Source organism: Pseudocitrobacter sp. 73, assembly GCF_008369545.1.
Taxonomy (GTDB): Bacteria; Pseudomonadota; Gammaproteobacteria; order Enterobacterales; family Enterobacteriaceae; genus Pseudocitrobacter; species Pseudocitrobacter vendiensis.
Window position 1 is genome coordinate 72,142 of sequence record NZ_VTZO01000004.1, and the last position, 20,831, is coordinate 92,972.

Here is a 20,831-nt window from a genome sequence, read left to right on the forward strand (position 1 = left end):
AGGAAGTATACGCCAGCGTATCGGTAAAGAGATAACAGAGACAAAAAAGGCGCCTTTCGGCGCCTTTTTTAGTTCAGCAAGAATTACTTCTTGATGCGGATAACCGGGGTTTCACCCACAGTTACGCTACCGGACAGTTTGATCAGCTCTTTGATCTCGTCCATGTTGGAGATAACAACCGGAGTCAGGGTAGACTTGGCTTTCTCTTCCAGCAGCGGCAGATCGAATTCGATAACCGGGTCGCCGACTTTCACGCGTTGGCCTTCTTCAGCGATACGTTTGAAACCTTCGCCTTTCAGTTCAACGGTGTCGATACCGAAGTGAACGAACAGCTCGATGCCGCTATCGGATTCGATAGAGAAGGCATGGTTGGTTTCAAAAATCTTGCCGATAGTCCCATCAACCGGCGCAACCATTTTGTTGCCAGTTGGTTTGATAGCAATACCGTCGCCAACGATTTTTTCTGCAAAAACCACATCCGGCACGTCTTCAATGTTAACGATTTCGCCAGAGAGCGGTGCAATAATCTCAATAGTACCGGTGTCTTTTTTGTCGTCAGAAACCAGAGATTTCAATTTGTCGAACAAACCCATGATCTTCTCCTAAGCAGTAATTGGGCCGAACTCGTGGATTAGCAGATTGTTTTTTCTTCAATGAACTTGTTAACCAGCGCCATTAACTCGTCCGTTGTCGGTTGAGCAAGAGCTTGCTCTGCTAATACCTTCGCATCTTCGAAGTTCGTGTTACGAATGATCTTCTTAATGCGTGGGATAGAAATGGCGCTCATTGAGAATTCGTCCAGACCCATACCCAGCAACAGAAGTGTAGCACGTTCGTCGCCTGCAAGCTCACCACACATGCCAGTCCATTTACCTTCAGCATGAGAAGCATCAATAACCTGCTTGATAAGCGTCAGGACGGACGGTGACATGGGTTGGTAAAGATGTGAAATCATATCATTACCACGGTCAACTGCCAGAGTGTACTGCGTTAAATCATTGGTACCGATACTAAAGAAATCAACTTCTTTGGCTAAATGACGAGCAATCGTGGCCGCAGCCGGTGTTTCCACCATGACGCCAATCTCGATGGACTCATCAAATGCTTTACCTTCGTCGCGCAGTTCCTGTTTGTAGATTTCGATCTCTTTGCGCAGGGCGCGTACTTCTTCAACAGAGATGATCATCGGGAACATGATGCGCAGTTTACCGAAAGCGGACGCACGCAGGATGGCGCGAACCTGATCACGCAGGATCTCTTTACGATCCATTGCGATACGCACGGCACGCCAGCCCAGGAACGGGTTTTCTTCTTTCGGGAAGTTCATGTACGGCAGCTCTTTGTCGCCACCGATGTCCATAGTACGGACGATAACCGCCTGAGAGCCACAGGCTTCAGCAACGGCTTTGTACGCAGCGAACTGTTCTTCTTCAGTTGGCAGCGCGTCACGGTCCATGAACAGGAATTCAGTACGATAGAGACCCACGCCTTCTGCGCCATTGCGCTCAGCGCCTTCTACGTCACGCACGGTACCGATGTTGGCGCAAACTTCAACCTGGTGACCATCAAGAGTGATAGCCGGCAGATCTTTCAGTTTTGCCAGTTCAGCTTTTTCAGAAGCAACCTGCTCCTGAACGGCGCGCAGTTTTTCGATCTCTTCGTTGGTCGGGTTGACGTAAACCTGGTTGTTTACGGCATCCAGAATCAGATAGTCGTCGTTTTTCACCTGAGAGGTGACATTGCCGGTACCCACAATCGCAGGCAGTTCAAGAGAACGCGCCATGATAGAGGTGTGAGAAGTACGGCCACCGACGTCAGTGATAAAGCCCAGCACCTTGTTCAGGTTCAGCTGTGCGGTTTCGGACGGGGTCAGGTCAGCAGCAACCAGGATAACTTCGTCCTGAATTGCGCTCAGGTCGATGATAGCCAGACCCAGGATGTTGCGCAGCAGGCGCTTACCGATGTCACGTACGTCAGCCGCACGCTCTTTCAGGTATTCATCATCCAGTTCTTCCAGGGCAGTCGCCTGACCTTCGATAACCTCATGAGCCGCTGCGTCAGCAGTCATGTGCTTATCTTTAACCAGGGCTATGATTTCCTGCTCCAGCTCTTCATCTTCGAGCAGCATGATGTGCCCTTCGAAGATAGCTTCTTTTTCTTCACCGAAAGTTTCGCCAGCTTTAGTCTTGATGGCTTCTAACTGTGCCGACGCCTTGGCGCGACCAGCCAGAAAACGCTCAACTTCCTGATCAACCTTATCGGCAGAAATTTTTTTCCGGTCGATGACAATCTCATCTTCTTTCAGCAGCAGTGCTTTACCGAAAGCGATACCCGGGGATGCTAAAATGCCTGAAATCATAACCCTACCTTACTTGTGACTGATATGAAAAAGAACTCTGGAACTTACTCGAGTTCAGCCATCAGCTTAACGAGATGCTCAACTGCTTTTTGTTCGTCTTCACCTTCAGCAGAAAGGGTTACAACGGTACCCTGAGTCAGACCCAGAGTTTGCAGTTTGAACAGGCTTTTTGCGCTAGCGCTTTTGCCGTTGGAGGTCACAGTGATCTCAGAAGTGAAGCCTTTCGCTTCTTTAACAAACTGAGCAGCAGGGCGGGTATGCAGACCGTTCGGAGCGGTAATGGTAACTTCTTGCTGGAACATTATATTTCCCCAACTTATAGGTTTAGTGTTGTGGAACTAAAGTTTAGCCTGGCGGCCTGACTTTAGCCTGTAGTAATCAGCGATGTCACGATTCTGAGCGCCGGAATCGGTACACGTGTTTCCGATTCGTGCGCTACTGGCCTTCGGCGCTTCGCTTAACATTAAACATTATGCCGCGAAAGCGAGATTTGAACCAAATCATAAAATCGATTCAGCTTGTGCAAATCCGGAAATGAATAATTTCGCGCATCAAAATAAATCTGAATGTTAAATACCAGACCTGATGCAGTGAAGCAATGGCAGGGGGGGTAAAAGTTTGATGCGTGCCACAAAAAAGCACCCAAAAGGGTGCTTTTTTACGCGCTTTTAACACGCTGGCACTACTGTTGCAGTTCCTTCTCTGTGAAGAGATCGGCAAACAACGCAGTGCTCAGATAACGCTCACCCGAAGACGGTAGGATAACCACAATATTCTTATTGGTAAAGGTTTCATCTTCCTGAAGTTTCAATGCTGCCGCAACGGCTGCGCCGGAAGAGATGCCTGCCAGAATGCCTTCTTCTTCCATCAGGCGACGCGCGGTGGAAATGGCTTCTTCATTAGTGATAGCGACAACTTTATCAACCAGTTTCAGGTCGAGGTTGCCAGGAATGAAACCGGCGCCGATACCCTGAATTTTATGCGGGCCCGGTTTGATTTCTTCACCTGCCAGCGCCTGGGCGATGACCGGGGAGTCGGTGGGTTCAACCGCGACGGAAATCAAGTCGGTTTTGCCTTTAGTGCCTTTAATGTAACGCGACACGCCAGTCAGCGTACCGCCAGTACCGACACCAGCAATAAACACGTCAACCTGACCATCGGTGTCTTCCCAGATTTCCGGGCCGGTGGTTTTTTCGTGAATTTCCGGGTTCGCCGGGTTACTGAACTGCTGCAGCAGCAGGAATTTTTCCGGATCGCTGGCAACAATTTCTTCTGCTTTTTGAATCGCGCCTTTCATGCCTTTCGCGCCTTCTGTCAGTACGAGGTTTGCACCCAGCGCTTTCAACAGTTTACGGCGTTCAATACTCATGGTTTCCGGCATGGTCAGCGTCAGTTTGTAGCCACGAGCGGCGGCGACATAGGCCAGCGCGATACCGGTGTTACCGCTGGTGGGTTCAACCAGCTCTACGCCCGGTTTCAGCACGCCACGTTTTTCTGCATCCCAAATCATGTTGGCACCGATACGGCACTTAACGCTGAAGCTTGGGTTGCGTGATTCTACCTTCGCCAGAATGCGTCCGTTACCGATGCGGTTCAGTCGAACCAGTGGCGTGTGACCGATAGTCAGCGAGTTATCTTCAAAAATCTTACTCATGGCCTGTCCTTAACTGTATGAAATTTGGGGTACTGCCCCAGCATACCTGCTTAAAGAATCTGCGGAAGTAAGTAATTAGCATATCTATATTCAGAAGGGAAATAATGGCTGCCAGGATGGAATAAGGAAAGCATAACGGCGCTCACGGGCGTGAGCGCCTCAAGCAGTTACTTCCACATTGCGTGTTTATCGCGATAACAGTCGACCCACATCGCCGTTGCGCCGCAGATGGCAACCGGGATGATGACCAGATTTAACACCGGGATAAGGGTAAATAGACTCGCCAGCGCACCAAACTGCATGTTCAACACTTTGCGCTCACGCAGAGCCGTGCGCATGGTTTTAAACGGCACTTTATGGTTGTCGAACGGATAATCGCAGTACTGAATCGCCAGCATCCATGCGCTGAACAGGAACCATAATACTGGCGCGACGGTCTGCCCGATGCCGGGGATGAAATAGAGCACCAACAGCACCAGCGCGCGCGGCAGATACCACGCCAGCTTTTGCCACTCACGCTTCATTATGCGCGGCACATCCTTTACTACGCCCAGCACACCGGTATCCGGCGGCGTCGCACCGGTCAGACGCGCTTCCAACTGTTCCGCCAACAGGCCGTTAAATGGCGCGGCAATCCAGTTGGCGATGGTCGAGAAGAAGTAGCCGAACACCAGCAAAATCGAAATCACCGCCACCGGCCACAGCAGGTAGCTCAGCCATTGCAGCCAGTCAGGGATTCGCCCCATCAGCGAAGGGATCCACTCGCCGAGCTTACTGAACAGCCACCAGAACGCGCCTCCCATCAGTACAATGTTGACCAGCAACGGTAGAATAACGAACCGGCGAATGCCGGGTAACCCGATCAGTTTCCAGCCCTGCGAGAAATAGTAGAGACCGCTGCGCGGGGAAGGGGTGGATGATGAAACCATGGTCAGCAAATGCTCCTGTGTCTGACAGCTACGAAATTACCTGCGTATATTATCGGGTTGTCAGGGAATGACCAGTTAGGAAATGTTCGAAAAAACAGCAAAAAGCACGATTTAGGTTATCTTTCTGCGGGGAATGTCATGTGCGCACTTGCACTTGACGTGTTGGGCAAATACCCTTAGGGAGTAAATGTTTGCCGTGGTGGCAAGGTGTTAGAACAACAGAGAATATAATGATGCAGGATTTGCGTCTGATATTAATCATTGTTGGCGCGATCGCCATACTCGCTCTTCTGGTTCATGGTTTCTGGACCAGCCGTAAAGAGCGCTCGTCAATGTTCCGCGATCGCCCACTAAAACGCATGAAGTCTCGTGAAGACGACGAGTCTGATGATGGCTTCGATGAAAGTGATGAAGGCGTGGGCGAAGTTCGTGTCCACAAGGTCAATCACGCCCCGGGCGTAGCAGGGGAGCATGACGCACCTCATCAGGCGCCTTCGCACCAGTACCAGCCCCCTTATGAGCGTCAGGTGCAACAGCCTGTGCGCCACGAGGAGCCAGCCCGGCCATCCGCACCGCAGCCTCAACAGCCGCGCGTGCAGCAACCGCCTGTCCAGCCGCCGCATGCGCAGCCGCAGCCGGTTCATCAGCCACAACCTCATTCGCAGCCGCAGCCTGTTGCCGCACCTCAGCCGGTGCAGCCCGCCGCGCCGCAGCCTCAACCGGTTGCTCCGCCACAGCCTGCCGCGCCAGAACCTCAGGTCGCACAACCGCAACCTGCGCCAGCCACTGTGCAGCAGCCAGAGCCTAAGCCGGTTGAAGAAGCGCCTGCGAAGCCAGAGCGTAAAGAAACCGTCATTGTGATGAACGTCTCTGCACATCAGGGCACGCAGATCAACGGTGAACTGTTGCTGAACAGTATCCAACAGGCCGGGTTCAAGTTTGGCGATATGAATATTTTCCATCGCCATTTAAGCCCTGACGGCAGCGGCCCTGCGCTTTTCAGCCTGGCGAACATGCTGAAACCCGGCACCTTCGACCCTGAAAATATGGCGGATATGGCGACGCCGGGTATCACTATCTTTATGCAGGTACCGGCACACGGCGATGCACTGCAAAACTTCAAGCTGATGTTGCAGTCTGCACAGTACATTGCCGATGAAGTGGGTGGTGTAGTGCTTGACGATCAGCGTCGGATGATGACGCCGCAGAAACTGCGCGAATACCAGGACCGCATCCGCGACGTACTGGAATCGAACGCCTGATAACGGCTGGCGTTTTATCAACTCTCCCTGAACCCCCGCCTGTCGGGGGTTTTTTATCATTGATGGTGTGATATGGAACCGATCGAACAACAACTGAATGAACTGCGAACCACGCTTCGCCATCATGAATATCTCTACCACGTTATGGATGCGCCGGAAGTGCCGGACGCCGAGTACGATCGCCTGATGCGTGAACTACGCGAACTTGAGGCGCAACATCCCGAACTGATTACGCCAGATTCACCGACGCAACGCGTGGGCGCATCGCCGCTGGCCGCATTCAGCCAGGTGCGTCACGAAGTGCCTATGCTGTCGTTGGATAACGTGTTTGATGAAGAGAGCTTCCTCGCCTTTAACAAGCGCGTGCAGGATAGGCTGAAAAGCAGCGACGCGCTGGTCTATTGCTGTGAGCTGAAACTGGATGGCCTGGCGGTGAGCATCCTGTATGAAAACGGCGTGATGGTGCAGGCGGCGACACGCGGTGATGGCACCACCGGGGAAGACATTACCGCGAACGTGCGCACCATTCGCGCGATCCCGCTAAAACTGCGCGGTGACAATATTCCGGCGCGCCTTGAAGTGCGTGGTGAGGTCTTCCTGCCACAGGCTGGGTTTGAAAAAATTAATGATGATGCGCGTCGTACCGGGGGCAAATTGTTTGCCAACCCGCGTAACGCTGCCGCAGGTTCACTGCGCCAGCTTGACCCGCGTATCACGGCGAAGCGACCACTTACTTTCTTCTGCTACGGCGTCGGTATTCTGGAAGGCGGTGAACTGTCCGCCAGCCATATGGGGCGTCTGCAACAGTTTAAAGCCTGGGGATTACCAGTCAGCGATCGCGTAAAATGCTGCAACTCCCCGGAGGAAGTGCTTGCTTACTATCACAAGGTTGAAGAAGACCGCCCAACGCTCGGTTTTGATATCGATGGCGTGGTGATTAAAGTCGATTCGCTGGCATTGCAGGAACAACTGGGCTTTGTCGCGCGTGCCCCACGCTGGGCCGTGGCTTTTAAATTCCCGGCGCAGGAACAGATGACCTTCGTGCGCGACGTAGAATTCCAGGTGGGCCGCACCGGGGCGATTACCCCGGTTGCGCGCCTTGAACCGGTGCAGGTCGCGGGCGTGCTGGTGAGCAATGCTACGCTGCATAATGCCGATGAAATCGAACGTCTTGGGCTACGTATTGGCGATAAAGTGGTGATTCGCCGCGCCGGGGATGTTATCCCGCAGGTGGTGAATGTGGTGCTCTCTGAGCGCCCGGAAGAGACGCAGGAAATTGTTTTCCCGACCCATTGCCCGGTTTGTCAGTCTGACGTCGAGCGTGTGGAAGGCGAAGCGGTGGCGCGCTGTACCGGCGGCCTGATTTGCGGGGCGCAGCGTAAAGAGTCGCTGAAGCACTTTGTCTCGCGCCGCGCGCTGGATGTTGACGGCATGGGCGATAAAATTATCGATCAGCTAGTTGAAAAAGAGTACGTCCACACGCCTGCCGATCTGTTCACATTAACCGCAGGCAAGCTGACCGGGCTGGATCGCATGGGGCCGAAATCGGCGCAAAATGTGGTCAACGCGCTGGAAAAAGCGAAAAATACGACCTTTGCACGCTTCCTCTACGCACTTGGAATTCGTGAAGTGGGTGAAGCCACGGCGGCTGGCCTGGCGGCTTATTTTGGTACGCTGGAAGCGCTGGAAGCCGCATCGATTGAAGAGCTGCAAAAAGTGCCGGATGTCGGCATTGTGGTTGCCACACATGTATTCAACTTCTTTGCCGAGGAAAGCAATCGCGACGTCATTCAGCAGTTGCTGAAAGAGGGTGTGAACTGGCCTGCAGCGGTTATGATTAATGCTGAAGACATTGACAGCCCGTTCGCCGGGAAAACGGTGGTCCTGACCGGTAGCCTGAGCCAGATGTCACGCGATGACGCGAAGGCGCGTTTAGTGGAACTTGGCGCAAAAGTGGCGGGCAGCGTGTCGAAGAAAACTGACCTGGTGATTGCCGGGGAAGCGGCGGGTTCTAAGCTTGCAAAAGCGCAGGAGCTGGGCATTGAGGTCATTGATGAAGCCGAAATGCTACGGCTGTTAGGCGTCTGATATGGATAAGGCACAGCTCATTGAAATTGCCAATACGGAAATGCCGTTTGGTAAGTATAAGGGACGTCGGTTGATTGACGTCCCGGAGGAGTATTTGCTCTGGTTCGCTCGTAAGGATCAATTTCCTGCCGGGCATCTGGGCGAGCTGATGGCCTTAACGCTGCTGATTAAAACTGAGGGATTGACCCAACTGGTGCAACCCCTGAAGCGTTAAGCGTCGGAAGTCCTCGCCGCGCGGGCCTGCTCTTCGGCCTGCAGTTTTTCTGCCTGCTGTTTGTAGCGACGCGCCAGTACCGCGCACACCATCAACTGGATCTGATGGAATATCATCAGCGGCAGCACCATCATGCCGATAACCGATGTCGGGAACAGGATGTTCGCCATCGGTATCCCGTTCGCCAGGCTTTTCTTCGAGCCGCAGAAAACAATCGTAATCTCATCCGCTTTATTAAAGCCTGCTTTACGTGCGACCAGCACGTTCACGGCAATCACAATCGCCAGCAGGATGATGCTCACTACCACGATAAACAGCAGCGAACCCAGCCCCACTTTGTGCCAGATACCGTTCACCACCGCTTCGCTGAATGCGGAGTAAACCACTAACAGAATGGAGGTCTGGTCGGTTTTGCCAATCCACTTCTTATGTTTCGCGACAAATGTGCCGGTCCACGGGCGAGAAAGGTGCCCAAGCACGAACGGTAACAGCAGTTGCAGCATGATTTTGCCGACCTGCTCAAGGCTGCCTTCCGCACCGTGCATGTTCATCAGCAACCCAACCAGCAACGGCGACAGGAAGATCCCCAGCAGGCTGGACGCAGACGCAGAACAGACCGCTGCCGCAACGTTCCCGCCCGCAAGCGATGTAAATGCGATGGCTGACTGTACGGTTGCCGGCAGAATACACAGATAGAGGAAACCAGTATACAGCGCCGGGTCCACCGCTACCGGCGACCACCACACCAGCAGTACCCCCAGCACCGGGAAGAGAATGAAGGTGCTGCACATTACCCACAGGTGCAATCGCCAGTGGCTGCCCCCGGCAATAATCGCTTCGCGAGACAATTTTGCACCGTGCATGAAGAACAGCAGGGCAATTGCGGCGGTGGTCAGATGTTCAAAAAAAGGCACAAACTCACCGCGAGCCGGGAAGAAAGAGGCCAGCAGCACCACGGTAATGAGCGTCAGCGTAAACGGGTCAAGAATACGAAAAAGTTTCATAAAGACTCCTGAAAATCGATGGCGCTATTGTGCTTCTTTCAGTTTGAGAAATAAAATTGATTTATTGCATCCATTCATGAAGAAAATAGATGAATTACTCACTAAAGCAATTAAAGGTTTTCGTCACGGTGGCGCAGGAGAAAAGTTTCAGCCGCGCGGGAGAGCGTATCGGCCTGAGCCAGTCGGCGGTGAGTCACAGCGTGAAGGAGCTGGAAAATCACACAGGTGTTCGCCTGCTGGACAGAACCACGCGTGAAGTGGTGCTCACTGAAGCAGGGCAACAGTTAGCTTTGCGTCTGGAGCGACTTCTGGATGAACTGAACAGCACGTTGCGCGATACCGGGCGTATGAGGCAACAACTGAGCGGAAAAGTCCGTGTTGCTGCTAGCCAGACCATTTCCGCGCATCTTATTCCGCAATGTATTGCCGAAAGCCATCGCCGCTATCCGGATATTCAGTTTGTCCTGCACGATCGTCCGCAGCAGTGGGTGATGGAAAGTATTCGTCAGGGCGATGTGGATTTTGGCATCGTCATCGATCCAGGGGCAGTGGGCGATCTGCAGTGTGAAGCGATTCTTTCCGAGCCTTTCTTCCTGCTTTGCCATCGCGATAGCGCTTTGGCCGCAGAAGATTATGTTCCCTGGCAGGCTTTGCAGGGGGCGAAACTGGTGTTGCAGGATTACGCCTCAGGCAGCCGACCGCTGATTGACGCCGCGCTGGTGCGCAACGCTATTCAGGCGGATATCGTGCAGGAGATTGGCCACCCGGCGACGCTGTTCCCGATGGTGGCTGCCGGTATCGGCATCAGCATTCTCCCGGCGCTGGCCTTGCCGTTACCCGAGGGCAGCCCGCTGGTGGTGAAGCGTATTACACCGGTGGTGGAACGTCAGTTAATGCTGGCGCGCAGGAAGAACCGTTCGCTTTCAACTGCCGCTGAAGCATTATGGGAGGTGGTACGCGCCCAGGGGCGCGCATTGATGGCAGGGAGGGAAGGGGATCCCTTGTATCGGATTTAGTCTTACTTTTATCTGCCGGGAGCACCGGCAGATATCGATCAGAAATTAAATTTGATGGAGTAGATTATCGCATCCTGGTAAAAATCTTCGCCCAGTTTGTCATCCGCATAACGATACTGAATCCCCGTGGTGATGTGTGATGTTGCATTCCACCACAACCCCACGGCGCCGTTCAGACCTTCTTTGCCACCGTTACCTGCCGCGTAGGTGGCATCACGATCAAACTCGTACTCGTTCCAGTTGGTGAGAGTGAATTTCTCACTGCCCAGCATAAAGCTGTAACCTGCAACCCAACCGGCTACATAGCCGTTATCGCCAGTGTAATAGGTTTGATCTGTATAACGCTTAGCAAAGAACGGTTTGAACCACCAACCGTTGCCGGTGAAATTGTAGCCGATGCCGTAAAGGAACATATCGTCGTGGAAATTCACACGATTCGCAGAACCATAGGTGCCATACGCGTGTAGATAAAGATTGAATCCGGTATCACCCAGGTAAATACGATTGGTATTTTTAAATGTGTAGCGCTGCTCGCTGCCCGGTTTATCGTGGCGGCCGTTATAAAAGTTTTCCCAGTCGAAGAACCCGTACATTTCCCCCCAACTAAAATTAGCGCCGCCTTCCAGTTCCAGATATCCAAAATCATCTTTGTGTGATTTGGTCGACGATTTTTCAGTGGTTCTGCTAGTCCAGTCGAGGTAATGAACACCTATATCAGCGAAACCGCCTTTAAATTCTGCATGGGATAAAGCAGGTATCGCTAATAGCGAGGAGAGTGTCAGAGTTAAAAGATGTTTTTTCATAGCATAATTCCCTATGCCGATCGTTATTAGTAGATTGCTTAATAAAAAGGATTGTTAAAAACGGCATATTGTTAATGCAAGGGAAGAGAGAGTACCAATACAGTTTTTACTACTTATTAATAGTGAAAGAATATAAATATATCGATATCGAATCGCTATTGAATACAGGGTAAAAGTGTATTGGTAAGGGGTGGGGATATCTCGTTATAAAAAGGCTTTAGATTCAACCCTACCAAAAAAGGATCGATATGTCTCAGGCTCAATTTTCTCATAACCCACTGTACTGCGTCGATATTATCCGGGCTTACAAACCTGATTTCACTCCACGAGTGGCCTTTATTTTAGGTTCAGGACTGGGCGCATTAGCCGATCAGATTGAGAACGCGGTCGCAATTTCCTACGAAAAGCTGCCGGGTTTCCCGGTAAGTACCGTACACGGCCATGCGGGTGAGCTGGTGCTGGGTTATCTCCAGGGGGTGCCGGTGGCGTGCATGAAAGGTCGCGGACATTTCTACGAAGGTCGTGGGATGACCATCATGACGGATGCAATCCGTACCTTTAAGTTGCTGGGCTGCGAGTTGCTGTTTTGCACCAATGCGGCTGGCTCACTGCGTCCTGAAGTGGGGGCCGGCAGTCTGGTCGCATTGAAAGATCACATCAACACCATGCCGGGAACGCCGATGGTGGGTCTTAACGATGAGCGTTTTGGTGAGCGCTTCTTCTCGCTGGCAAATGCCTACGATGCGGATTATCGCGCACTGTTACAAGCAGTGGCGAAAGAAGAGGGATTCCCACTGACAGAAGGCGTGTTCGTCTCGTATCCGGGGCCGAACTTTGAGACAGCAGCTGAAATTCGCATGATGCAGATTATCGGCGGCGATGTCGTGGGGATGTCCGTCGTGCCTGAGGTGATTTCAGCTCGCCACTGCGACCTTAAGGTGGTTGCCGTTTCTGCGATTACCAACATGGCGGAAGGTCTGAGTGACGTGAAGCTTTCTCATGCCCAGACGCTGGCTGCAGCGGAACTCTCAAAGCAGAACTTTATTAATCTTATTTGCGGCTTTCTGCGCAAAATTGCCTGAGTAAAACAACAATAAACGGCCTCACTGGGTGAGGCCATATGATGCGACAAGGAAACGATTATGAGCATCGCTTTGCGCTTAAAGGTAATGTCCTTTTTGCAATATTTTATCTGGGGGAGCTGGTTGGTTACCCTCGGTTCTTACATGATTAATACCCTTCATTTCACCGGCGCTAATGTTGGCATGGTTTACAGTTCCAAAGGGATCGCCGCGATTATTATGCCCGGTATAATGGGGATCATCGCAGACAAATGGCTGCGCGCAGAACGTGCATACATGCTGTGTCACCTGGTGTGTGCGGGCGTACTTTTTTATGCGGCATCCGTAACTGATCCGGATATGATGTTTTGGGTAATGTTAGTCAATGCGATGGCGTTTATGCCGACTATCGCGTTATCGAACAGCGTCTCTTATTCCTGTCTTGCTCAGGCAGGGCTTGACCCGGTGACCGCTTTCCCACCCATTCGCGTTTTTGGTACGGTGGGGTTCATTGTCGCGATGTGGGCAGTAAGCCTGCTGCATCTGGAATTGAGTAGTCTGCAGCTGTATATCGCGTCTGGTGCGTCATTGCTGCTGTCGGCTTATGCGCTGACTTTGCCGAAGATTCCGGTTGCGGAGAAAAAAGCGACTACATCGCTTGCCAGCAAGCTGGGTCTGGATGCCTTCGTGCTGTTTAAAAATCCACGCATGGCTATCTTTTTCCTCTTCGCCATGATGCTGGGCGCAGTGCTGCAAATTACCAACGTATTTGGCAACCCGTTCCTGCATGATTTCGCCCGTAATCCTGAGTTTGCTGATAGCTTTGTGGTGAAATATCCGTCCATTTTACTGTCAGTTTCACAGATGGCTGAAGTCGGTTTCATTCTGACGATTCCGTTCTTTTTAAAACGTTTCGGCATTAAAACCGTCATGCTAATGAGTATGGTGGCGTGGACGCTGCGCTTTGGCTTCTTCGCCTATGGCGACCCATCACCAACCGGGTTTATTTTGCTGCTGCTGTCGATGATTGTTTACGGTTGTGCATTCGATTTCTTCAATATTTCTGGTTCGGTCTTTGTCGAACAGGAAGTTGATTCCAGCATTCGTGCCAGCGCCCAGGGGCTCTTTATGACCATGGTAAATGGCGTCGGCGCATGGGTTGGCTCGATTCTGAGCGGCATGGCCGTGGATTACTTCTCGGTGGATGGCGTGAAAGACTGGCATACCATCTGGCTGATGTTTGCAGGATATTCATTATTCCTCGCAGTCATATTTTTCTTCGGGTTTAAATATAAGCATGATCCCGAAAAATTAGCGCATCGTGCTATCACGCATTAAAAGGATTGGCAGCGCCGGTCTTCGGGGCTGCTTTTATGATAAAAGGTGTTCTGTGAAAGATATTTTATTTTCATCAGGCGTCGGTTTTGGTATCGGCGCGTTGTTTACAGTATTACGCTTACCTATTCCTGTTCCAAATGTATTGCCAGGAATATTATCAATTGTATTTATGTATATAGGCTATCTGGTGGTGAAATTCTTTATGCCATGATAGCGTAATGCTTTGTAACCATCAGGCGGAGCACTTAATTATGGAACGCGTTTACCGAACAGATCTTAAGTTGCTCCGCTATTTCCTTGCCGTAGCGGAAGAGCTACATTTTGGTCGCGCAGCGGCACGTTTAAACATGTCACAGCCGCCACTCAGCATTCATATTAAAGAGCTTGAGCATCAACTCGGGACGCAACTTTTTATTCGCCATTCGCGTAGCGTTGCCCTGACGCATGCCGGTAAAATCCTGATGGAGGAATCGCGCAGGCTACTGGCGAACGCGAATCAGGTTTTGGCGCGGGTTGAGCAGATTGGACGAGGTGAAGCGGGGCGGATTGAACTTGGCGTGGTGGGAACCGCAATGTGGGGACGTATGCGCCCGGTCATGCGGCGGTTCCTGAAGGAAAACCCCAACGTGGAAGTCCTGTTTCGCGAAAAAATGCCTGCGATGCAAATGGCACTCCTTGAGCGGCGTGAACTTGATGCAGGGATCTGGCGCATGGCGACAGAACTGCCGGAGGGGTTTACCAGTTTACGCTTGCATGAGTCTGCTTTTCTGATCGCAATGCCTGAAGAACATCACCTGGCATCCTATTCTGCCATTCCACTGGAAGCACTTCGCGACGAATATTTTGTCACCATGCCGCCCGTACACACAGATTGGGCATTTTTGCAGCGTGTATGCCAGCAGGCAGGATTTTCGCCGGTTATTATTCGCGAGGTCAATGAGCCGCAAACCGTGTTAGCGATGATTAGCATGGGTATTGGAATTACTTTGATTGCAGACAGTTACGCACAAATGAACTGGCCTGGTGTCGTTTTCCGCCCACTGGCGGAGAGAATACCGGCAGATTTGTATATTGTTTATGAAACACAGCAGGTGACGCCTGCACTGGTTAAATTGCTGGCGGCGTTGACGCGGTAGGTGATGAGAGATCGGAGCGAACTGTAGGCCTGATAAGTGAAGCGCCATCAGGCAGTTTCTCAAACCGCAGATAGCAAAAAAGCGCCTTTAGGGCGCTTTTTTACATTGGTGGGTCGTGCAGGATTCGAACCTGCGACCAATTGATTAAAAGTCAACTGCTCTACCAACTGAGCTAACGACCCGAAGTGGTGGGTGATGACGGGATCGAACCGCCGACCCCCTCCTTGTAAGGGAGGTGCTCTCCCAGCTGAGCTAATCACCCACTTCGGTACTTCACATTTTTGCAAGAAATCCAGCTGGCGAGAAAGTGGTGGGTGATGACGGGATCGAACCGCCGACCCCCTCCTTGTAAGGGAGGTGCTCTCCCAGCTGAGCTAATCACCCACTTCTCAATTTCTTGCTACACGGCGGAGACTACATAAAGTAGTTGGTGGGTGATGACGGGATCGAACCGCCGACCCCCTCCTTGTAAGGGAGGTGCTCTCCCAGCTGAGCTAATCACCCCCGCTGTGTGGAGTCGCATTATAGGGAGAGTTCAAAATGAGTCAACGCATTTTCTTAAGAATTTGTTCGTTCGTCGTAAAATTAAACAAAGCGGTGGGGTTTTATGCGCTCACGCATGATTTCTATACAAAAACGACTAACTTTGACCGTGATGAGGGATGAAGATTGAGGAATCAGCCAGGAGTGATAGAATATTGCCCTTCTCAGTTCCAGGTTTTGCCGGTTGTCGGCATCTTTAATAAACGTAAGGCCATTTAATGAAAATCAAAACTCGCTTCGCGCCCAGCCCGACAGGCTATCTGCACGTCGGCGGTGCTCGTACTGCTCTTTACTCCTGGCTTTTTGCACGTAATCACGACGGTGAGTTTGTGCTGCGTATTGAAGACACCGATCTCGAGCGCTCCACGCCGGAAGCTATTGAAGCCATTATGGATGGTATGAACTGGCTGAATCTGGAATGGGACGAAGGTCCGTACTATCAGACTAAACGTTTCGATCGCTACAACACGGTTATCGACGAAATGCTGGAAGCGGGCACGGCGTATAAATGCTACTGCTCCAAAGAACGTCTGGAAGCGCTGCGTGAAGAGCAGATGGCGAACGGAGAAAAGCCGCGTTATGACGGTCGTTGCCGCCATGACCATGCACATCACGCTGACGATGAGCCATGCGTAGTGCGTTTCGCGAATCCGCAGGAAGGTTCCGTTATCTTTGATGACCAGATCCGCGGCCCGATCGAGTTCAGCAACCAGGAGCTGGACGATCTGATTATCCGCCGTACCGATGGTTCCCCAACCTATAACTTCTGCGTTGTGGTGGATGACTGGGATATGGAAATCACCCACGTGATCCGTGGTGAAGACCATATCAACAACACGCCGCGTCAGATCAACATCCTGAAGGCGCTGAATGCACCGGTGCCGGTTTACGCGCACGTGTCGATGATCAACGGCGACGACGGTAAAAAACTGTCTAAACGTCACGGTGCAGTAAGCGTGATGCAGTATCGTGATGATGGCTACCTGCCGGAAGCGCTGCTGAACTATCTGGTGCGTTTAGGCTGGTCTCACGGCGATCAGGAAATCTTCAGCCGTGAAGAGATGATCAAATTCTTCGCACTGAACGCCGTTAGTAAATCCGCCAGCGCTTTCAACACTGAAAAACTGCAGTGGCTGAACCATCACTACATCAACAATCTGCCCGCTGAGTATGTTGCAACACATCTGCAGTGGCATATTGAGCAGGAAAATATCGACACCCGCATGGGGCCGCAGCTGTCTGAGCTGGTGAAACTGCTGGGCGAGCGTTGCAAAACGCTGAAAGAGATGGCGCAGAGCTGCCGTTACTTCTATGAAGATTTCGCTGAGTTTGACGCCGATGCGGCGAAAAAACACCTGCGTCCGGTTGCACGTCAGCCGCTGGAAGTGGTGCGCGATAAACTGTCTGCTATCACTGACTGGACAGCGGAAAATGTTCACCACGCAATTCAGGCAACTGCCGATGAGCTGGAAGTGGGCATGGGTAAAGTGGGGATGCCATTGCGCGTAGCCGTAACGGGTGCAGGTCAGTCGCCAGCATTGGACGTTACCGTACATGCGATTGGCAAAAACCGTAGCATTGAGCGCATCAACAAAGCGCTGGGCTTTATTGCTGAGCGCGAAAGCCAGCAGTAATCAAAAAAGGGCGTAAGCCCGTTTGAGACTGAAGGCAAATGCGAGATTGCCTGATGCGCTACGCTTATCAGGCCTACAGGACATCCTACAATGTATTGAATTTGCAATATTTTGTAGGCCGGATAAGGCGTTTACGCCGCATCCGGCAAGTACAGCGCGCACTTTGTCAGTAATAAAAAACGGGCGAAAGCCCGTTTTTTTACGCCTGTGTTTCGCTCAACCCAAGCCGCGACATAAACCCACAAATACCTTCACGCCGCAGTAAAACATTCAGCTTTTCCATCTCGTCTGGCGTCATCACCTGTAAGGTGTCGCTGATCTGCTGCCAGATAACGTCCGCTTCGTTAGTCGAGTAGCTTTTCGCCGGTTCATTCATTTGCGCGTCGGCTTCATCAACGTGGAGCAGGGCAGGTGTATTAGCCAGAAAGTCTCTCACCTGCTGCGTGATGTGTATCAACCTTGCACGGCCACCTTTCACGCCCGGCATCGGCTCGGTTTGCCAGTGTTGTTCGCGGATCCAGCGGTTGATGGTCTGACGCGTCATTCCCAGACAGTTCGCCAGCTCTTCAGTAGACATTTTATCTTTGAGTCTTTTCATCACGATTATGCGCCACGGATACCTAAACGTTGCAGCAGGCCGCTGATCCCTTCACGCAACAGTAAGGAGGTTAACTGTCGCTGTTCTTCAAGCGTCATTTCCTCCGCCAGATTCAGCAACAGGCCGTGAAACGTATTGTCATTCACACTCTGCGTGTTTGAAGTTGCGATAGTGTCGGATGCGCGTTGCGCGCTATAGATAAATTCCCTGACCTGATCGTTAATGTGGACCAGGCGGGCTTTTCCTCCCTGGACACCAGGACGAGGCGATGTTTGCCATCCTTCCTTGCGCACCCATTTATTAACGGTTTGTCGGCTGTAGCCAGTCAGGTGGGCGATTTCTTCCGGTGTCATTCGTTCCTTGAGCATGCTATTTCCTGAATCGCAGTGTGGGAATTACGAGTTCATTTTATAGCATCCTTTTACCTGAAAGCGTGACAGGTTTAACTTCTCTCTGCGAGCGTGCTCGGAATGTTATTCATCTGTCTGCTTTTTCAGCGATTAGTGTGCCACACAGCATTTTGCCGTTGACACCTCGCAATGGAATTCATATTATGCCGCCCGTCAACACGACATGCTTTACGTTGGGGCTATAGCTCAGCTGGGAGAGCGCTTGCATGGCATGCAAGAGGTCAGCGGTTCGATCCCGCTTAGCTCCACCAAATCCTGCTCCCATCAGGTTTGGAACGTAAAAGCACCGTTGGGGCTATAGCTCAGCTGGGAGAGCGCTTGCATGGCATGCAAGAGGTCAGCGGTTCGATCCCGCTTAGCTCCACCAAATTCAAACCCTCGCCTGTGGCGGGGGTTTTTTGTTTGTCTATACTGTTCCTAAACCAGCCGCAACAATATTCGTATTCCGCCTTGTTTAGTCGGAATTTCCTCCTTTAGCACCTTGATTCGCTCGAATAATGCCCATAGTATCATTCTGGGTTATAGGTGTACCGACAAGGATGCAGTTCTGAATACTAATGAGATTTAATACAGATATTTTGTCGCGCAAGTTTTTTGTAGCATTAACTCTTTCTTTAATCGCAATTCCTTTTGCTCGCTTTGTCTCGCCTAAAGCCGTTATTGATGGTACTGAAGCGTATCTTGCCTGGTTACCGCTTAGCGCAGCGTTTGCTATCGTTCTCTTGTTCGGTCGTCACGCCGTTATTCCTTTGATCATTAGCTTTTTAGTGGTCAATAATTTCGTCGTTAATCTTACGCTTTTCCAGGCTGTCATCTTACTCACCTGCCAGTTACTGGGCGTGCTTATTTCATCGGTGATGTTGCGCTGGATTGTTGGCCGACGATGGCGTTACGGATTACCCAGCCATCATATGGGCGCGGTCGTCTTCTGGATTGGCTTTGTAACACCGGCGATCATCAAAAGTGTTATGTACCTGGTTGGTCACTATCTTGATTTTCCGGTAAACGTCTCCAGCTACTTTGGCACCCACTCGTTGGTTTATGGCGTCGTGGATGTGCAAAGTCTGATATGTGCGGCCCTGATGTTTACGCCGCTTTTCTATTACCCAATGCGGATGATCCTTAATCCGCGTTATGCCAGAGCCTTCTGGCGTCGTCATGTGGCTGCTTGCCTGTCGTCGCAGAATCGAACTTTTGTGCTGTACTGGGTTCTCGGGCTCGTAATTTTGTTAACCGTACTTTGTTCGCCGTATGAGACGAAGTACATTGCCGGGTATCTGGTTCCCATTATCTTTATCCTGTTCTTCTCAGGAATCAGCCGCTTAAGCGGCGTACTGATTGTTCTGATTTGGTCTGTGTCAGCCTTCCTGCTGGTGCTGAATAACAAGCATTTCCTGTTTGGGGTGCTGAGTGCATACTCGGTTGCTTTTGTTCTGTCCGTGTTAATCTCGTTCACCATTTGTATTCTGTATATGGTGCAGATTTATGCACGCGGCGACGCGTTGAAGCGTAAATGGCACGACCAGGCGCTGATCGATCCGCTGACCGGGCTACCGAATCTGCGTGAGTTTGAATCGTGGTTAAAAGAGAACCAGCAGGCGACCGTGTGCTGCCTGCGCATCGATAATCTTGAGTTCTTAAGCCGTCATTACGGCATGATGATGCGCATTCATTGTAAGCGCGCGATCACCCGAAATTTACAACCGTTGCTGACGCGCGATGAAAAACTCTTTCAGATCCCCGGCAATGAACTGCTGTTGGTGCTGACCGGCCCGGAGACTGAAGCGCGCCTGACGCACATTGTTGAGTTCCTGAATAATCATAAAATTAGCTGGAATAATAATGTGATCGACCTGGAATTCGGCGCGTCCTGGGGCATCATTGACGGCAAAGAAGATAACCAGTTGCACCACACGCTGGGGCAACTAAGCTGGCTTTCTGAACAGGCGTGCAGCTCGCATCAGGTGCTGGCGCTGGACAGCCGGGAGGAGGCTATCTCGGGCTTCACGACTGAGCGCGTGATAATGCTAAACCGTGTTAAGCGCGCGTTGGCGCATGGCGGTATTCTTCTCTATGCGCAACCTATCGTCGATAAAAACGGTAAGGGCTACCATGAGATTCTGAGCCGCCTGCAGTGCGATGGTGAGCTGATTACACCGGATAAATTTATCCCGATTATTACCCAGTTTAACCTGAGCTACCGCTTTGATATGCAGGTGGTGGAAACGCTCTTCAGCAAAATGAAGCACTATTCGGGGCATCGTTTCTCAATCAATCTGATGCCGTTTACCCTGATGCAGAAAGGTGCGGCGGATGAAATTATTCGGCTGCTGAAACGCTATCGGGTAACGCCCGGGGCTATTACCATTGAGGTTACGGAAGAGCAGGCGTTCTCAGACTCGGAAAACAGTCTGCATAATATTCGCCAGCTCAGTGCCTGTGGCTGTCTGATTGCCATTGATGACTTTGGTACCGGATACGCCAACTATGAGCGCCTCAAGCGTCTGGAAGCGGACATCGTCAAGATTGACGGTTGCTTTGTCCGCGATATTGTCAGCGAAAAGATGGATCAGTTGATCGTTAAGTCGATTTGCGACATGGCGAAGGTGAAGAATCTGACGCTGGTGGCTGAGTACGTCGAAACGCAGGAACAGAAAGAGAAATTATTCGAGTTGGGTGTGGATTATCTGCAAGGTTATTTGATTGGTAAACCCGCACCACTTAGCGAGCTGAACAAATAAAAAACGGGACGATTATCGTCCCGTTTTTTTACGTTTGTAGA

General features: G+C 51.5%; 19 protein-coding genes and 6 tRNA genes. 12 read left to right on the forward strand and 13 right to left on the reverse strand.

Features of this window, described 5'->3' with window-relative positions; all coding sequences use genetic code 11:
- Positions 1 to 83 precede the first annotated feature (83 nt).
- The 5 genes from crr to cysZ form a co-directional block, all read right to left on the reverse strand.
- Positions 84 to 593 (reverse strand): PTS glucose transporter subunit IIA, encoded by a 510-nt coding sequence (gene crr / locus F0Q32_RS02965; RefSeq protein WP_008803873.1) that lies wholly within the window; start codon positions 591 to 593, stop codon positions 84 to 86.
- A 38-nt stretch (positions 594 to 631) separates the two neighbouring features.
- On the reverse strand, positions 632 to 2,359 hold the full coding sequence (ptsI, locus tag F0Q32_RS02970; protein ID WP_149461910.1) for a phosphoenolpyruvate-protein phosphotransferase PtsI: 1,728 nt from the start codon (positions 2,357 to 2,359) through the stop codon (positions 632 to 634).
- Between the two features lie 44 nt (positions 2,360 to 2,403).
- Positions 2,404 to 2,661 carry a phosphocarrier protein Hpr gene (gene ptsH / locus F0Q32_RS02975; RefSeq protein WP_002913505.1) on the reverse strand — a complete coding sequence of 86 codons (258 nt, stop codon included), beginning with the start codon at positions 2,659 to 2,661 and terminating at the stop codon, positions 2,404 to 2,406.
- Between the two features lie 380 nt (positions 2,662 to 3,041).
- Positions 3,042 to 4,013, reverse strand: a complete 972-nt coding sequence (cysK, locus tag F0Q32_RS02980) for a cysteine synthase A (RefSeq protein WP_015963515.1) — start codon at positions 4,011 to 4,013, stop codon at positions 3,042 to 3,044.
- A gap of 167 nt (positions 4,014 to 4,180) precedes the next feature.
- Positions 4,181 to 4,942, reverse strand: coding sequence for a sulfate transporter CysZ (cysZ, locus tag F0Q32_RS02985; protein WP_149461911.1), 762 nt, complete (start codon positions 4,940 to 4,942; stop codon positions 4,181 to 4,183).
- Positions 4,943 to 5,172: 230 nt separating this feature from the next.
- Here cysZ and zipA point away from each other — a divergent pair, with 230 nt between their 5' ends.
- The 3 genes from zipA to F0Q32_RS03000 all read left to right on the forward strand — a co-directional run bounded on the left by zipA (position 5,173) and on the right by F0Q32_RS03000 (position 8,506).
- On the forward strand, positions 5,173 to 6,204 hold the full coding sequence (gene zipA, locus F0Q32_RS02990) for a cell division protein ZipA (protein WP_188016821.1): 1,032 nt from the start codon (positions 5,173 to 5,175) through the stop codon (positions 6,202 to 6,204).
- Positions 6,205 to 6,276: 72 nt separating this feature from the next.
- Positions 6,277 to 8,292, forward strand: coding sequence for an NAD-dependent DNA ligase LigA (gene ligA / locus F0Q32_RS02995; RefSeq protein WP_149461912.1), 2,016 nt, complete (start codon positions 6,277 to 6,279; stop codon positions 8,290 to 8,292).
- Between the two features lies 1 nt (position 8,293).
- Positions 8,294 to 8,506 carry a DUF3820 family protein gene (locus F0Q32_RS03000; protein ID WP_015963519.1) on the forward strand — a complete coding sequence of 71 codons (213 nt, stop codon included), beginning with the start codon at positions 8,294 to 8,296 and terminating at the stop codon, positions 8,504 to 8,506.
- On the opposite strand, the gene F0Q32_RS03005 is transcribed toward F0Q32_RS03000, so the two are convergent.
- On the reverse strand, positions 8,503 to 9,510 hold the full coding sequence (locus tag F0Q32_RS03005; protein ID WP_149461913.1) for a bile acid:sodium symporter family protein: 1,008 nt from the start codon (positions 9,508 to 9,510) through the stop codon (positions 8,503 to 8,505). The two genes, F0Q32_RS03000 and F0Q32_RS03005, sit on opposite strands and share 4 nt — an antisense overlap.
- Before the next feature lie 89 nt (positions 9,511 to 9,599).
- Between F0Q32_RS03005 and F0Q32_RS03010 the strand changes: the two genes are divergently transcribed.
- The gene (locus tag F0Q32_RS03010; protein WP_149461914.1) at positions 9,600 to 10,526 is read left to right on the forward strand and encodes a LysR family transcriptional regulator; all 927 of its coding nucleotides are present in this window, start codon (positions 9,600 to 9,602) and stop codon (positions 10,524 to 10,526) included.
- 38 nt (positions 10,527 to 10,564) lie between these two features.
- Here F0Q32_RS03010 and F0Q32_RS03015 read toward each other — a convergent pair whose 3' ends face one another.
- Positions 10,565 to 11,329 carry an outer membrane protein OmpK gene (locus F0Q32_RS03015; protein ID WP_149461915.1) on the reverse strand — a complete coding sequence of 255 codons (765 nt, stop codon included), beginning with the start codon at positions 11,327 to 11,329 and terminating at the stop codon, positions 10,565 to 10,567.
- 248 nt (positions 11,330 to 11,577) lie between these two features.
- Between F0Q32_RS03015 and xapA the strand changes: the two genes are divergently transcribed.
- The 4 genes from xapA to F0Q32_RS03035 are packed head-to-tail and all read left to right on the forward strand — an operon-like array spanning position 11,578 to position 14,864.
- On the forward strand, positions 11,578 to 12,411 hold the full coding sequence (gene xapA, locus F0Q32_RS03020; RefSeq protein ID WP_149461916.1) for a xanthosine phosphorylase: 834 nt from the start codon (positions 11,578 to 11,580) through the stop codon (positions 12,409 to 12,411).
- Positions 12,412 to 12,471: 60 nt separating this feature from the next.
- Positions 12,472 to 13,728, forward strand: a complete 1,257-nt coding sequence (gene xapB, locus F0Q32_RS03025; protein ID WP_149461917.1) for a xanthosine/proton symporter XapB — start codon at positions 12,472 to 12,474, stop codon at positions 13,726 to 13,728.
- A gap of 52 nt (positions 13,729 to 13,780) precedes the next feature.
- Positions 13,781 to 13,939 carry a DUF1427 family protein gene (locus F0Q32_RS03030; protein WP_149461918.1) on the forward strand — a complete coding sequence of 53 codons (159 nt, stop codon included), beginning with the start codon at positions 13,781 to 13,783 and terminating at the stop codon, positions 13,937 to 13,939.
- Between the two features lie 40 nt (positions 13,940 to 13,979).
- Entirely contained in the window at positions 13,980 to 14,864 is an 885-nt protein-coding gene (locus tag F0Q32_RS03035; protein WP_149461919.1) for a LysR family transcriptional regulator, read from the forward strand.
- A gap of 106 nt (positions 14,865 to 14,970) precedes the next feature.
- Here the strand turns inward: F0Q32_RS03035 and F0Q32_RS03040 are convergent.
- The 4 genes from F0Q32_RS03040 to F0Q32_RS03055 all read right to left on the reverse strand — a co-directional run bounded on the left by F0Q32_RS03040 (position 14,971) and on the right by F0Q32_RS03055 (position 15,368).
- A tRNA-Lys gene (locus F0Q32_RS03040) sits at positions 14,971 to 15,046 on the reverse strand.
- A gap of 4 nt (positions 15,047 to 15,050) precedes the next feature.
- Positions 15,051 to 15,126, reverse strand: a tRNA-Val gene (locus tag F0Q32_RS03045).
- A gap of 46 nt (positions 15,127 to 15,172) precedes the next feature.
- Positions 15,173 to 15,248 (reverse strand) — tRNA-Val (locus F0Q32_RS03050).
- Between the two features lie 44 nt (positions 15,249 to 15,292).
- A tRNA-Val gene (locus F0Q32_RS03055) sits at positions 15,293 to 15,368 on the reverse strand.
- 257 nt (positions 15,369 to 15,625) lie between these two features.
- On the opposite strand from F0Q32_RS03055, the gene gltX reads away from it, so the two are divergent.
- Positions 15,626 to 17,041 carry a glutamate--tRNA ligase gene (gene gltX / locus F0Q32_RS03060; RefSeq protein WP_149461920.1) on the forward strand — a complete coding sequence of 472 codons (1,416 nt, stop codon included), beginning with the start codon at positions 15,626 to 15,628 and terminating at the stop codon, positions 17,039 to 17,041.
- 199 nt (positions 17,042 to 17,240) lie between these two features.
- On the opposite strand, the gene F0Q32_RS03065 is transcribed toward gltX, so the two are convergent.
- Both F0Q32_RS03065 and F0Q32_RS03070 read right to left on the reverse strand, forming a co-directional pair.
- A complete protein-coding gene (locus F0Q32_RS03065) occupies positions 17,241 to 17,639 on the reverse strand; it encodes a YfeC-like transcriptional regulator (RefSeq protein ID WP_149461921.1) in 399 nt (132 codons plus the stop codon).
- A gap of 5 nt (positions 17,640 to 17,644) precedes the next feature.
- Positions 17,645 to 18,007 (reverse strand): YfeC-like transcriptional regulator, encoded by a 363-nt coding sequence (locus tag F0Q32_RS03070; RefSeq protein ID WP_149461922.1) that lies wholly within the window; start codon positions 18,005 to 18,007, stop codon positions 17,645 to 17,647.
- Between the two features lie 217 nt (positions 18,008 to 18,224).
- Between F0Q32_RS03070 and F0Q32_RS03075 the strand changes: the two genes are divergently transcribed.
- From F0Q32_RS03075 to F0Q32_RS03085, 3 genes are all read left to right on the forward strand, one after another.
- Positions 18,225 to 18,300, forward strand: a tRNA-Ala gene (locus F0Q32_RS03075).
- A gap of 40 nt (positions 18,301 to 18,340) precedes the next feature.
- Positions 18,341 to 18,416 (forward strand) — tRNA-Ala (locus tag F0Q32_RS03080).
- Between the two features lie 190 nt (positions 18,417 to 18,606).
- Positions 18,607 to 20,790 carry an EAL domain-containing protein gene (locus F0Q32_RS03085; protein ID WP_149461923.1) on the forward strand — a complete coding sequence of 728 codons (2,184 nt, stop codon included), beginning with the start codon at positions 18,607 to 18,609 and terminating at the stop codon, positions 20,788 to 20,790.
- The last annotated feature ends 41 nt before the right edge of the window (positions 20,791 to 20,831 follow it).

Coding starts and splice junctions, on each gene's coding strand:
- F0Q32_RS03000 (WP_015963519.1), top strand. CDS start 8,294: ATGGATAAGGCACAGCTCATTGAAATTGCCAATACGGAAATGCCGTTT.
- ptsI (WP_149461910.1), bottom strand. CDS start 2,359: ATGATTTCAGGCATTTTAGCATCCCCGGGTATCGCTTTCGGTAAAGCA.
- xapA (WP_149461916.1), top strand. CDS start 11,578: ATGTCTCAGGCTCAATTTTCTCATAACCCACTGTACTGCGTCGATATT.
- F0Q32_RS03070 (WP_149461922.1), bottom strand. CDS start 18,007: ATGCTCAAGGAACGAATGACACCGGAAGAAATCGCCCACCTGACTGGC.
- crr (WP_008803873.1), bottom strand. CDS start 593: ATGGGTTTGTTCGACAAATTGAAATCTCTGGTTTCTGACGACAAAAAA.
- xapB (WP_149461917.1), top strand. CDS start 12,472: ATGAGCATCGCTTTGCGCTTAAAGGTAATGTCCTTTTTGCAATATTTT.
- F0Q32_RS03015 (WP_149461915.1), bottom strand. CDS start 11,329: ATGAAAAAACATCTTTTAACTCTGACACTCTCCTCGCTATTAGCGATA.
- gltX (WP_149461920.1), top strand. CDS start 15,626: ATGAAAATCAAAACTCGCTTCGCGCCCAGCCCGACAGGCTATCTGCAC.
- F0Q32_RS03035 (WP_149461919.1), top strand. CDS start 13,980: ATGGAACGCGTTTACCGAACAGATCTTAAGTTGCTCCGCTATTTCCTT.
- F0Q32_RS03065 (WP_149461921.1), bottom strand. CDS start 17,639: ATGAAAAGACTCAAAGATAAAATGTCTACTGAAGAGCTGGCGAACTGT.
- F0Q32_RS03010 (WP_149461914.1), top strand. CDS start 9,600: ATGAATTACTCACTAAAGCAATTAAAGGTTTTCGTCACGGTGGCGCAG.
- ptsH (WP_002913505.1), bottom strand. CDS start 2,661: ATGTTCCAGCAAGAAGTTACCATTACCGCTCCGAACGGTCTGCATACC.
- F0Q32_RS03085 (WP_149461923.1), top strand. CDS start 18,607: ATGAGATTTAATACAGATATTTTGTCGCGCAAGTTTTTTGTAGCATTA.
- cysZ (WP_149461911.1), bottom strand. CDS start 4,942: ATGGTTTCATCATCCACCCCTTCCCCGCGCAGCGGTCTCTACTATTTC.
- ligA (WP_149461912.1), top strand. CDS start 6,277: ATGGAACCGATCGAACAACAACTGAATGAACTGCGAACCACGCTTCGC.
- F0Q32_RS03005 (WP_149461913.1), bottom strand. CDS start 9,510: ATGAAACTTTTTCGTATTCTTGACCCGTTTACGCTGACGCTCATTACC.
- zipA (WP_188016821.1), top strand. CDS start 5,173: ATGATGCAGGATTTGCGTCTGATATTAATCATTGTTGGCGCGATCGCC.
- cysK (WP_015963515.1), bottom strand. CDS start 4,013: ATGAGTAAGATTTTTGAAGATAACTCGCTGACTATCGGTCACACGCCA.